At 53.8% G+C, this 12131-nt stretch carries 15 protein-coding genes and 1 other annotated feature; of the genes, 7 read left to right on the plus strand and 8 right to left on the minus strand.

Going from position 1 to position 12131, the window contains the following annotated elements:
* Window positions 1-15 precede the first annotated feature (15 nt).
* Window positions 16-1238, plus strand: a protein-coding gene (locus AC4ANE_RS10660; RefSeq protein WP_095178853.1) for an IS3-like element IS51 family transposase whose coding sequence is annotated in 2 segments (ribosomal slippage) — window positions 16-301 and window positions 301-1238 — 1224 coding nt in all. Because the reading frame shifts where the segments join, the coding sequence is not laid out codon by codon here.
* Window positions 294-410, plus strand: a sequence feature (AL1L pseudoknot). (Overlaps the previous gene by 117 nt.)
* A gap of 1 nt (window position 1239) precedes the next feature.
* Here the strand turns inward: AC4ANE_RS10660 and AC4ANE_RS10665 are convergent.
* The 7 genes from AC4ANE_RS10665 to AC4ANE_RS10695 form a co-directional block, all read right to left on the minus strand.
* The gene (locus AC4ANE_RS10665) at window positions 1240-2415 is read right to left on the minus strand and encodes a hypothetical protein (protein WP_460408888.1); all 1176 of its coding nucleotides are present in this window, start codon (window positions 2413-2415) and stop codon (window positions 1240-1242) included.
* Entirely contained in the window at window positions 2412-3113 is a 702-nt protein-coding gene (locus tag AC4ANE_RS10670) for a hypothetical protein (protein ID WP_460408889.1), read from the minus strand. The genes AC4ANE_RS10665 and AC4ANE_RS10670 overlap by 4 nt, the downstream gene beginning before the upstream one ends.
* Complete coding sequence (locus AC4ANE_RS10675; protein WP_460408890.1) at window positions 3110-3529, minus strand: hypothetical protein; 420 nt, start codon at window positions 3527-3529, stop codon at window positions 3110-3112. The genes AC4ANE_RS10670 and AC4ANE_RS10675 overlap by 4 nt, the downstream gene beginning before the upstream one ends.
* A gap of 50 nt (window positions 3530-3579) precedes the next feature.
* A complete protein-coding gene (locus tag AC4ANE_RS10680) occupies window positions 3580-3903 on the minus strand; it encodes a pyocin activator PrtN family protein (RefSeq protein WP_024690320.1) in 324 nt (107 codons plus the stop codon).
* The gene (locus AC4ANE_RS10685) at window positions 3900-4274 is read right to left on the minus strand and encodes a hypothetical protein (protein WP_460408892.1); all 375 of its coding nucleotides are present in this window, start codon (window positions 4272-4274) and stop codon (window positions 3900-3902) included. Before AC4ANE_RS10685 ends, AC4ANE_RS10680 begins: the two co-directional genes overlap by 4 nt.
* Before the next feature lie 140 nt (window positions 4275-4414).
* Window positions 4415-4699, minus strand: coding sequence for a phage antirepressor KilAC domain-containing protein (locus AC4ANE_RS10690; protein ID WP_154972066.1), 285 nt, complete (start codon window positions 4697-4699; stop codon window positions 4415-4417).
* An 8-nt stretch (window positions 4700-4707) separates the two neighbouring features.
* Entirely contained in the window at window positions 4708-5283 is a 576-nt protein-coding gene (locus AC4ANE_RS10695) for a hypothetical protein (RefSeq protein ID WP_460408893.1), read from the minus strand.
* Window positions 5284-5651: 368 nt separating this feature from the next.
* On the opposite strand from AC4ANE_RS10695, the gene AC4ANE_RS10700 reads away from it, so the two are divergent.
* On the plus strand, window positions 5652-5933 hold the full coding sequence (locus AC4ANE_RS10700; protein ID WP_460408894.1) for a hypothetical protein: 282 nt from the start codon (window positions 5652-5654) through the stop codon (window positions 5931-5933).
* A 96-nt stretch (window positions 5934-6029) separates the two neighbouring features.
* The gene (locus AC4ANE_RS10705; RefSeq protein WP_460408896.1) at window positions 6030-6944 is read left to right on the plus strand and encodes an AAA family ATPase; all 915 of its coding nucleotides are present in this window, start codon (window positions 6030-6032) and stop codon (window positions 6942-6944) included.
* A gap of 436 nt (window positions 6945-7380) precedes the next feature.
* Here the strand turns inward: AC4ANE_RS10705 and AC4ANE_RS10710 are convergent, their stop codons facing one another.
* Window positions 7381-8028 (minus strand): LexA family protein, encoded by a 648-nt coding sequence (locus AC4ANE_RS10710; protein ID WP_460408897.1) that lies wholly within the window; start codon window positions 8026-8028, stop codon window positions 7381-7383.
* A 650-nt stretch (window positions 8029-8678) separates the two neighbouring features.
* On the opposite strand from AC4ANE_RS10710, the gene AC4ANE_RS10715 reads away from it, so the two are divergent.
* From AC4ANE_RS10715 to AC4ANE_RS10730, 4 genes are read left to right on the plus strand one after another with little or no spacing between them, the layout of a single operon-like run.
* Window positions 8679-9197: a phage regulatory CII family protein gene (locus tag AC4ANE_RS10715; RefSeq protein WP_004881083.1), complete on the plus strand. Its 519-nt coding sequence runs from the start codon at window positions 8679-8681 to the stop codon at window positions 9195-9197.
* Window positions 9190-9417: a TraR/DksA family transcriptional regulator gene (locus AC4ANE_RS10720; protein ID WP_460408899.1), complete on the plus strand. Its 228-nt coding sequence runs from the start codon at window positions 9190-9192 to the stop codon at window positions 9415-9417. Before AC4ANE_RS10715 ends, AC4ANE_RS10720 begins: the two co-directional genes overlap by 8 nt.
* Window positions 9407-11626, plus strand: a complete 2220-nt coding sequence (locus AC4ANE_RS10725) for a VapE domain-containing protein (RefSeq protein WP_460408900.1) — start codon at window positions 9407-9409, stop codon at window positions 11624-11626. Before AC4ANE_RS10720 ends, AC4ANE_RS10725 begins: the two co-directional genes overlap by 11 nt.
* A complete protein-coding gene (locus AC4ANE_RS10730; RefSeq protein WP_011104541.1) occupies window positions 11619-11978 on the plus strand; it encodes a PA0613 family protein in 360 nt (119 codons plus the stop codon). Before AC4ANE_RS10725 ends, AC4ANE_RS10730 begins: the two co-directional genes overlap by 8 nt.
* Window positions 11979-12131 lie beyond the last annotated feature (153 nt).

Below are 12131 nucleotides of genomic sequence, written 5' to 3' on the forward strand. Positions count from 1 at the left end.
TGAGAGGATGGAGCGATGAAAAAACTACCGAAGTATTCCCCAGAGGTCCGTGAGCGGGCCATCAGGATGGTTTTCGAACACCTTCCTGAGTACGAGTCGCAGTGGGCCACCATCAGTGCCATTGCCCCCAAGATCGGCTGCACGCCCGAGACATTACGGCTGTGGGTTCGCCAATCTGAGCGCAACAGCGGCCAGCGTGATGGGCTGAGCACAGTCGAACGTGAGCGAGTCAAGCTCTTGGAGCGTGAGAACCGTCAGTTGCGTCAAGCTAACGAGATCTTGCGTAAGGCCTCAGCCTATTTTGCCCAGGCGGAGCTCGACCGCCCATTCAAACGATGAAGACGTTTATTGATGAAAACCGCCAGTCTTACGGGGTCGAGCCGATTTGCAAGGTGTTGCCAATCGCCCCGTCGACGTACTACCGGTACGCTGCTCAGCAGGCTGACCCCAGCCAGCAGTCAGCGCGTGCGCAGCGTGACCAGGAACTGGGTGAGCACATCCAGCGAGTCTGGGATGAGCACTTCCAGGTATATGGCGTGCGCAAGGTCTGGCGACAATTGCTGCGTGACGGACTGCAAGTCGCCCGCTGTACGGTGCAACGTCTGATGGGAGAGCTGGGCCTGCAAGGCGTGGTACGCGGCAAGCCCGTCAAGACGACGGTCAGCGACCAAGCCAGGCCGTGCCCGCAGGATCATGTCAACCGTCAGTTTGTGGCTGAGTGCCCGAACGCCCTATGGGTATCGGACTTTACCTACGTCAGTACCTGGCAGGGTTTTGTTTACGTGGCCTTCATCATTGATGTCTTTGCCCGATTCATCGTCGGTTGGAAGGTGTCCAGTTCAGCGCGTACCGATTTTGTACTCGATGCACTGGAGCAAGCCCTTTACGCCCGTCGCCCAGTCAAGCAGGGTGGACTCATTCACCACAGTGACCGTGGCGTGCAGTACGTGTCCATTCGCTATACCGAGCGTCTTGTCGAAGCCGGTATTGAGCCATCGGTCGGGAGTGTCGGTGACTCTTACGACAATGCTTTGGCTGAGACCATCAATGGTCTTTACAAGGCTGAAGTGATTCATCGACGCTCTTGGCCCACACGGGGGGCGGTGGAGCTGGAAACCCTGAAATGGGTGGACTGGTTCAATCACCGCCGCCTGCTGGAGCCAATCGGTCATATTCCACCGGTCGAAGCAGAAGCAATCTATTATCAGCAACTCACCGAGTCTGCCCAGGTGGCATGACTCAAACAAAAGGGTCTCCGAGAAACCCGGGGCGGTTCACCTGCTTGAACTCAACTACCCAAACCCACGGGTTGGCGTTCCAGTTCTTGTGCCCGTTGAGAGATACCCATAGGATCGAGAACAGCTCCTCTTCCGAGTAACCAATGCCATCTGGGTCCAGATGGTTACGGCAGCTCAGTACTCCCTCGGCCATGGCTTGCTCCGGCGTGATGTCTTGCAGCCGTTCGATTCTTACATCTGTTATTTCCAACAGAATCCGGGACGCCCAGCGCGGCATGTGGATGCTGGGCCGCCATTTAAAACCGTAGGAGTCACCAGCTACATCTATCCGGTAGATGCAGTGCCTCGGTTTGCGAAGGGCTGCTGGAACGTCGCAGATTTTTTTGCCTGTTCTCACCCACGCCGAGTAACTAAAGGTGTGGTTGCTCCAGGACTCATGTCCGGCGTCGGGGCAGGGTATCCATGTCTCGCGTACCCAAAGCCGGTCACCTGGCTGGCCGTAAGGGCAATCAGGCGTGTGTACACCTGCCGTTTGCGCTCCACGTCCCTCGGCAAGCTCCGTGTGTTGAGTACGGGGATGCGTTTCCACCAACCGACGCGTTACTGTCTTCTGGCCTGCCAGTAATGCGTGCGTCATCGGCCCGTTGAATAGTATGGGGCGCTCTTTAGCCATCGATGTGTTGGGCGTGGCCATGTTACTGGACCCGCCCTGAACCCGTCTGGTTGGAATTGTGCTGAGCATCGCGTTATAGGCGAATGTCAGTTCCCTAGGGTGGGCATCGCGCTGATGAAGCATCATCGCAAAGTTGGCGATGTCCTCGAAGTTGCCAGGGTTTCCCTTGGGAATATGCCCGACCAACATCTCTGCCAGCGTTCTATCCTGCACTCTGGTTTCACTCCAGCCACGAAGACCTTTAGCGCGAGCTTCGGCTAGCTTTGTTTTCATGGCTGCAGCGAAGTTGTCGACGGCCAAATTATCGGGGTGTTGGTGTACTTGGCCAGGAAAGACACGGGCGCAAAAGGCATCCAAATCTGCAATGTATTGAGTTGCATCTGGAGTACCGATATTCCCGACCAGTGTGCGTGACTTACCGAGCAGGGCCACGCTGTCGCTCAACACTGCGATGGTCTCGGTAAGTTGCCTGCGCGCTTTGTCACGCGCTCCCGTGCGGCTCATGGCTTCACCACATTCGCGACCGTAGCGCTGGCCTGCAGGCCGCACTTCGTGCATCTCAGCCCAATGTCTGAAAGGCTGGGTTCATGATCGTTGGGAAAGCGGTACAGCTCTTTCACGGGACATTCAGACTGGAACGGTCTGGCACAGATCTGCGACAGGGCCTTACCCCCCACCACAGGCTGCGCGGGCGGGCGATTTTGAGCGATTAGCGTTGCATCATGAGTGTCTGCCTCGCGCAGCTTTTCGTGGGGTACAGACGCTTCGGTGGTGCTGCTGGGGATAGCAGTAATGCCTGCTGCTGCGCAGCAGAGACTGTTTGTTTTTTGCGTGGTGCTCCAACTACTGTTGCGGAGCAAAGCGGCTTGCGGCTGGTGGTCAGTCTGTGAGCGATCACTGCCGCTTTCCTCCGATGCTTGGTTGCAAGTTGATTCATCGGACGCTTCTGGTTTTGTGCCGACGACGTAAAGCACGTGCGCCTTGTCATTCTCCTCGACCAGATCGGCCAGTAGCAGTGCGTTCTCGACGTCCTTGCGCAAGGTGCGCAAAGCGTCAGGGCCAATCATCGACCTCAGTCGATTGTTCAGCTCTTTGTTAAAGCGGGCCGTAGCACGGAGTTCGGCAATAGCTTTGGTGTGCTGCTGGTGCAGGTCGCCAGCAGCTTGCGGGCTGAGCCGCAGCAGACGGGTAGGTCGGTTCATGCTGCGTTCACCTGCTGGTCTGATACGAGCGCTTCAGCCATTCGCAACGCCTGCTGACGGAGCGTCAGGCAATCACGCTCCAGCTTTTTGCCGGTACGAAACGCGCTGAAGGTCTCAGCAGCGATTCTCAGTTTCTCGGCTATTTCGTTCAGCGCGTCTCTTTCCTGCGCACCAAACGCCATACCCTGCTGGAGTCTTTCGCAGTGTCGCGCCAATTGCTCATTCTCTGTGCGCATCAGCCTTAGTGATGTTTCAAACTCATGGATCGCCAAGACGTCTTGTGCGCGGGGTACTTGCTCGGCTTGCGTGATTCCAACTTTGATGCCGTCGCTACGCCCTATCATGTAGCCAAACCACAAAAGCAGGCCGGCTGAAATGATGAGTCCGATGAACACGCAGATTTGAGTCGTAGTCATGTGGTGTGCTCCTGGTGAGGTTGCTCGGCTGGTGGTGGCAGCCGTTTTGGTTATGTCGGTGAGTCGGATTCAGTTTGAGAATTGCCCATCTCTTCATCGGCCTTGTATGCGCGGATGTCGATTAGAGCTGCGACGTGCCGAATGTGCGCGAACTTCGGTGCTTTGCGGCTCGTGTCCAAGGTGGTGATCGGGAGCGGGATTCGCCCGTTCTCAATCTCCGCTACAAACGACCGTTCGTTGAGGTTTCGGAAGTACTGCTCGCGCAGCTTGTCCAGGGGGATGAGTACATCTCCGAAGGTTCGATACAGCAGTTCAACGGTGGCCGCTTCCGGTGCTGGCATCAGACGTAGTGGATTCTGGCTGTTGTCCTTCATGCTGCAGCTTCTTTTGGATTGGGGATGTAGTCGTGGATGTCCATGAGGGCTTCTTGTGCGGTATCTCCGCGTCCAAACACGTAGCCCGCGTCAGGTCGACGCATGGTGAGGGTGAGGGGCGTCCGGTATCGGGAAGTAGGATGTAGTTCAAGCGTGACATGGGCTTCGACCATTTGAAGTGCGCAGGCCAAAAACTCAGTGATGGCCAGCAACTTGATTTGCTCCTGCTGCAATGGCGTTGCCGCAACAGCTTCAAGTAGTGCGGCTGCGTTGATGTCAGCAACAGCAGTTGCAACATCATTCTGAGTGCGCTGTTCTGGAGGAATGCGCAGCAAGTCGAGCAGCAAATGGTCAATCGCTTCTTGGTTCATTCGGTCTTCTCCGCTTGGGGTGGTTCCAGCTGTTCAGGCAGTGCCGTTTGGTGAGCTCGCGCAGGTGTTCAGGAACCTCAAGAAGCGCTGCATTGCGTTCCTCCCGCGTATGCAGCGCGACGATCTGGCGAGCGTATTCCCTAGGCCACGTCACGGTTGTCTGCCGGTATTTCAGGCACAGCCAGCCCCAGTTGTTCGGCGAGCCAGCGTATGCCGGGCTGCTTCACCTTGGTTGACTGGCTGTACTGCATGCCCAACTGGTGATGGAACCAGCTACTGTCCTTGACACGCATGTACTCGCGGTCCCGTGTTGGATAGGCGGGAAGGTTCCGTTCATTGAGCAGTGCCTTTTCCCGCATCATGGCGATGAGCTTTGGTCTGCTGATGCCAAGTTGCTTGGCGGTCTGAGCTAAGGTGCGTTCCATCAGTCCTCCTACGCCGCTTGCATCGCGGGAGTCGCAATGCTGGCTAGGTGATTGATGGACTCAACGACTTTTTCATGGATTTCGGCATCTGGACCAGACAGCGTGAAGCACTTGGTCCGGGGCTGCCTGACTCCGATTGTCATGAGGGTTGTAGCTGCTGTTCGGGTTCTATTGCGATGAATCGAGACATGGATCGGCTGTTCAAGCCCAACGTCCAGGCTGAGCATGCCGCCCCTGCGTACCAGATCGAAGACTTGCAGACTCAGTTGCTCGTCGAGGACGTTGTATTTCCCATCGGAGCGCTTTGTCGCAGATGTGCCTAAATCGAGCTGGCCGTTGGCTATCTCCTCGATGAAAGCTGCCAGTTGGAGGTGCATCTTCGGGGTATTTGGCAGCGTCAGGGAGTGGCGTTGGTTGCCTACCTCGACCCTGAACTGAGTTTCCGCCGAGGCATGTTCGACCTTGAGACGAAAGGGCAGAGCACCGCTTTTTTCGGAGCGAATGGTGTGGTTGAACGTTTCTGTTAGCCTGGCCTGCGCTTTGAGCAAGGCCAGCGTTTTGGCGTCGAGCGTGTATCTGCTCATGCTGCGCGCCCTCCGTCATTCGGATCGAGCGGTGCAGGGTGTCTGGGGATTTGCTTTTTAGGCTTACTGATTACGAAGGTACAGCCCGCTATGTTGGCTAGGTGACGAACTTCGAAGACGCGCATGGGGTCCATGACCTTGGGATGGACGTGCAGCGTTGCCGTGGTACGCATGGTGTTGCCTCGCTCTGTGGTGGAAGAGTAGGCAAATAGTTAACCTATGGGGTTAACAAGTCAAGAAAAAACAACCAAAAAGGTTTCTTTTTCGTGGGCGTGCGATTTCCGCTGGCTTGCTTTTGAATTTTCTTGTGGTATCGAGGGGCAATAATTTATCGTAGGGGCTATTCTACATACGGAAAGGTAGACATTTTGGAAAGTTTAAGCATTAGCAATTTTCTTACGATAAAAAACGCGAGAATGCGTCTTCTAAGAATTAATATTTTTATAGGGCCCCAGGCTCAGGGTAAAAGTATAATTTCGAAGTTGATTTATTATTTTAAAGAGTTTCCTTTAGATGTGTTTGATAGTGCGCTAGAGGCGCATGATAAAAGACAGTTTGATTCGGCTAACAAAGAAAAGTTTGAGAAAATTTTCCCTGCATATGCTTGGGAGAAAAATGCTTTTTTGATTGTTTATGATAATAAAGATTAAGCAATTTTTATTGAAAATGAAAGAGTAGGGGCGAAATTCAAGTTTTCGATAACTTACACTGGTAGCATAAACAAGGCTCTTGCTGCTGGTAGAAAATTGGCTAAGGCCGATAGGGACGTTGACTTTGGTTCAGACATGGGGGTCCGCAATCGGCCCAACACCACAGGATTAGTGCGGCAAGCTGTGGCATCAGTTCTATCCGGCGACAGCAAATTCTCTAGGCTGGAGCAAACAATTTATATTCCTGCGGGTCGATCTTTTTTTGCAAACTTACAGAAAAGCCTGTTTTCTTTCATTTCATCAAACATTCCAATTGATTTTTTTCTTAAAGAATTTGGCTCGATATACGAAAATACAAGGGATTCAGCTTTTCTCAGGCAGGCTTCTAGGGGGCGGCCCAAGAGCGTCCATAAAACAGTAGAGGATTTAATTTGTGGTACCTATGTTTATGAAAAAGGCCAAGACTGGATTCTAGGGTCGCGAGGCCGAATCGGCCTGTCACATTCCAGTTCGGGTCAGCAGGAGGTTTTACCAATGGCTATAGTCCTATCGACTTGGCCTTATCTTTCATCTAAAGCATTTGTTAGAAGCTTCGTGATAGAGGAGCCCGAAGCTCATTTGTTCCCTATTGCTCAAGGTCAAGTGGTATCGTTGATTGCCGCAGCTTACAATGCTGAAATTAATCATGGTGATTTCGTGATTACTACGCATAGCCCTTACATACTGACCGCCTTCAACAACCTTATTCAAGCTGATAATGCAGTGCGAGCGTTTGCTGGGCATGACGCCTCTGACGTCTATCAAGTTATCCCTGCTGAGCAGCATATTCGATATGAGGATATCTCCGCATATATGGTACTTGACGGTGCTGTAACGTCTATCATGGATGATGAGTACCAATTGATTCAGGCTGACGCTATTGATGGGGCTTCCGAGTATTTTTCTACACGCTTTGAAAAACTCATTGAGCTAGAGGCCAATGCTTCAGCAACCTATGAAATGGATTTCTAATATGACTTGTCATTGCACTACGAATACTTCTAATAGTATCGAGACCTTTAGTGAAAGAAGGTCGGTTATGCATATAAGTAATCCGGCTAGGCGAGAGCTCTTGCGCACAAAGGTAGATGGGGGTTTAGTTATTGAAGGCAAAAGATGCGATTGGATGATTGTGGATAAGGAGACTAACATAGAAGTTTTTATAGAGCTGAAAGGTTCTGATGTGCTTGAAGGAGTTAAGCAGTTAAGTATTTCTGCTAATGCTCTTAGCAAGCGGGTAGGTAAAAAGTATGGATATCTAATTTGTACGAGATCCCCGATTTCTTCACCTGCTATACAAAAGCTTCAAAAGGAAATATTAAAAACTCACTCCTTGCATCTAAGGGTCAGGCGAACTATACATACAGAAAGTATAGAGGCTCTTATTAGATGACTAAAGGCGCGGACGTTATAGGTCTGAGATTTTCCATCTTGCTCTACCGCATATCGTCCATTCCTCTGTCATTTTGATGATGCGCTCGGGCCAGTCTGGGTTTAAAGCAAACAGATACCTTTCACTCCCTTCTTGTTTTAATTGCTTTAGAGTTGCTGCCTGATCTCTTGTTCTCTTGGCAGCTACAAAATGTCCTGGCAAAGCGTCTAAAGAAGGATCGATTACTATCTTATCCCCCTCCGAAAATTTAGGCTCCATGCTTATTCCTTCAACCCGAAGAATAAACGCCCGTGGTCCAACTGGCCCTGGGGCATCAATCCACTCTTCCGCATCGTTGTGATCAAAGCCTGCTTGGGATTCGCACCATGCCCCAGCAGCAATTGAGCCTATGACCGGAAGCTTTCGACCGGTGTGACTAAGGACAGTGGCATTGTTAAATTCACCGACACCGAAAGGCATGTCAAGGTAGCCGTTGTGAAGGCCTAGGGCGTGCTCGATCTCTCTCGCAATCTGATTACCAATCCCTTTGGTTGGATTCCTGCCCCCGAAAGAGCTGATTTGCGCAGGAGCTTTGCCGAGCAGATCAGCGATGTCGGCCAATTTAAGGTGTTTTTCGGTCAGTATTCGCCGAAAATTTTGTAGCCTGGTGTCTGAAATCTTCATTCGGTGATTGTCTACTGATTAACCTTTGAGGTGAATCTTCTTTTTGGTATTGAAAAATACAACCCTGTAGGTTAACTTTGTCTGCGGGGGTAATTTTGATGATGCTACGTGACTACATCCACCAGATGGGACCAGATGAAATGTCGGCCTATGCAGCTCGTTGTTCGATAGCTGTCAGCTACCTTCGGATCCACATCAAATATGCCAGCAAAGATCCTAGCGTATCTCTGCTCAAGTCCTTGGCGCGCGAGAGTGAAGGCTATGTCTCTCTGAATGAGGTGTTGGAGCATTTCGGGATCACTGACGCCGCTCTGGCTTCGGAGGCCGCATAGGCAAAAGAAAAAGGGCGACCATAAAGTCGCCCCCGTTTCCCCCTGCACACGCCACCACAGCGGAGCCGGGCCGCGATCAAGGTTGACGGGCACACCACATGCAATCCGTCGGTCTTCACCGCGTTTTTAAGGCACGGATGCCTTGAGTTGCTGCCTCTTCCACCACAGAGCGGGCAGCTGTTGCGCCAGAGGTGAACGACGGATCGTTCGCCTCGGCACGGTGCCGGTAAGACCGGCGTGTGGACCCTTTCAAGCCACGCGGCAAATGTATCACCACTACATGCTGCGCGGCACTGGCAACTTACAAGGATTAATGCCATGAGCCGAATTGCTCTGAGTTGTGTTGAACGGGCGCAGCGGGAAATCCTGCCGCTTGACTTGGCCCTTTACCATGCTGCAAGGGACTATCCCGGTGGCGCTGCTGCAATTGCTGTCACCACCGGCAGAAACCCCACTACCTTGCAACACAAGCTTTCACCGACTCACCCAAGCCACACCGTCAACATTCAGGAGTTCGGCGAGATCCTGGAGCTGACCAAGGATCGGCGCATTCTGGACGCAGTGCATGCCTTGGTCGGTGATACGACTTGGCAGGAGTTGGCAGAGGCTTATACCAACGACATGCCGGAGACGTTGACCACTGGCATTGCAGAATACTTTCATCAGGTCGCGAACCTTGCCGAGACGTGGGCAAAGAGCATCGGCGACGGTGTCGTGAGCGATCAGGAACTGGCTGAGATACGTCTGCAGGTGTTTCGCAGCATTCAGGGCTTGCTCGGGTTGTTCAACCGCGCCTCCTACGTCAATCAGACGACGCGGGGTACTGATCATGGCTGACATTGCCGACTTTGCTAACGACCTGGTGCAAGAGCGCATAGACCGAGCCCTCGCTGCTCGGCGTGCGGCCAAACCTGTACTCACGCTTCACTCGTTTCTTTTTTGCGAAACCTGTGAAGAGGCTATTCCCGATGCACGACGGATGGCCTTGCCCGGTTGTACGCAATGCCTGACCTGCCAATCCCTGCTGGAATTGCGTGAGGCCCGTCATGCTCGATGAGGTGCTGGGGCAATTCGCTGACTATGGCCTTGAGCCTGCTCAACCGTTGGTGTTCGGCAAGTTGACCCGTTGTAAGACATCCCAGGACAAGGGAAAGGAAAAGAACGGTTGGTATGTCATTCACGAGCATCGGACCGAAAAGAACGAGTCGCTGATCTTCGGCAGTTTTGGCGACTGGCGTTCGGGTGAGACACAAAAGATCAAGGTGAAAGCGGGACGAATGTCGCCTGAAGAGCGTGAGGTCATGCGCGCTCGTCAGGAGGACGCAAAGCGCCGCGCAGCTGAGGTCGCCGCCAATGCTGCCCGTCGTGCGGCCAGTCGGGCGGCGGGCATGTTCAAACGCATGCCTGATAAAGGCAAAAGCGCCTATCTGGATCGCAAGCAGATCGTCGGGTTTCGTGTTCATTACGCGCCGCGTTCAGGCGCTGTGCTGGTCCCGATGAGCAACGCCCGCGATCAGATAGTCGGCCTGCAAGTGATCTACCCGGAAAAGCAACAGGATACCGGGCGCGACAAATCCTACTGGCCCTATGGCATGTCAAAGGAGGGGGCGTTTCATTTGATCGGCCCTGAGCCTGAGCCTGGTGAGCCGTTACTGATCTGTGAGGGATACGCCACCGGCGCTAGCTTGCACATGGCGACTTCATACGGAGTCGCCATTGCTTTTGATGCAGGCAACCTGCTCGCGGTCGCGAAGCTGATGCGTGACCGTCTCCCTGGTCGACCGATAATCATCTGCCGCGACGATGATTGGAAAACCAGACGCCCGAATGGACAGCCTTGGAACCCTGGCGAAGAAAAGGCCAACAACGCGGCTCTGATCGTTGGTGGCCAGGTGGTTGCGCCTATCTTCTCGGTTGAGCGTCATGACAAATGGACTGACTTCAATGATCTGCATGTCGCAGAGGGCTTGGAGGCGGTCCGCCGTCAGGTGTTGGCGGTCGTCAGGCCACCTGCGGCAGGCGGTTGGAAAGACCAGTTGGCACGCAGTGAGAACGGCGCGCTCATCGCTCACATGCAGAACATCGAACTGATACTCGGCAACGACGAACGCTGGGCCGGAGTGATCAGCTTCAGCGCATTCAGCTCCAAGATCGTCAAGTTGCGGGCCGCGCCCTACGGCGGTGGGACTGGCGACTGGGCCGATATCGATGATATGCGGGTCATGAAGTGGCTGGCTCAGGTTTACAACCTTCGGGTCAAAGCTTCTAGCGTTATTGAGGCGGTGAGCATTGTCGCTCACGACCATGCGTTCCACCCAGTGCGTGAGTACCTGCAGAAGCTTGAGTGGGATCAAGTGCCGCGACTGGAACAATGGCTCATCGATGTTATGGGGGTAGAGCCCTCTGAGTACGTCAAGAAGGTCGGCAAGCGGTGGATGATCTCGGCGGTCGCAAGGGTGATGCGGCCTGGCTGTAAAGCTGACTCGGTGTTGATTCTTGAAGGCGCACAGGGCGCTGGTAAATCAACCGCCATGAGTATCCTCGGGGGCGACTGGTTCATGGACACCCCCTTTGCGCTCGGCGACAAGGATGGCTTTCAGGCCATTCGTGGCAAGTGGATTGTCGAGCTGGGTGAACTGGACAGCTTCAACAAAGCCGAGAGTACCAAGGCCAAGCAGTTCTTCTCTGCTTCGACAGACACCTACCGAGAAAGCTATGGCCGGAGAACAAACGACGTGCCACGCCAGTGTGTTTTCGTGGGTACGACCAACCAAGAGGAATACCTTAAGGACGCGACCGGCAACCGACGCTACTGGCCTGTTGCGTGTACGAAGGTCGAACTTGAGCAGCTGCGTGAAATGCGTGATCAGTTGTGGGCTGAGGCGATGTTTTGCTTTCAGGCAGGCGAGATCTGGTGGGTCAATCGTGACGAGTCATCCATGTTCGCCGAGGCACAGGACGAGCGGTTCGTGGTCGACGAGTGGGAAGGGCTGATTCTGAACTGGCTGGAAGAGTCGCAGATCGGTGAAACCACCAGCGGCAACGAGTTGCTGGGCACCGCTTTGAAACTGGATGCGGGGCATTGGGGCAAGCCAGAACAGATGCGCGTCGGCGCAATCATGCATCGCCTGGGATGGAAGCGGGCGCGTTCTTCTGTGCTGTCGAAAAGCGGCTTGCGGCAATGGGTCTACAAGAAACCGGCAGCATGGGGGCGTTCGTCAGATCTGGTTGTCGAGAAGTTTGATGAGCCGTGCTTCGATGATTAAACGAATTGATGCGATGTTGAAACTTTGGGCTGAAGACCTGCATTCCCCTGCGTCGGGTGGAACCGCTGCAGGCGGGAATATGATCGCCATGCTGATGGAGTGCAAAGGGGAGCTGATACGCGGTACGCGGGGCAGCCGTGTTCTGCTGGATGAGTCTGCCGACATAGAGCTGATCGTCAACAAGCACCTGGCACCCGAGCTGGCGTTGGTCGTGCGTGAGCATTACTGCAACAGCGACAGTTTCCTGCATCAAAAAATCACCCACTGCGGTTGCAGTCGGCAGACCTACTATGACCGGCTGCATCAAGCACACCTGAGCATTCAAGGGCTGCTGTGGGGTAAGGCTGCTTGAGGGCTCTCGCCATTTCCCGCTTGTCCTACCTCGTCCCACTGCCTATATACGTGGTGGGACGGGTTACAGCCCCGTCTGCGTTGCTCCGTCCCACTGTCCCACCTTTAACCAGCATTCCCACATGTAGCGTAGCGGGCACCATCACGCGCTATG

The organism is Pseudomonas sp. Pme6b, assembly GCF_058129925.1.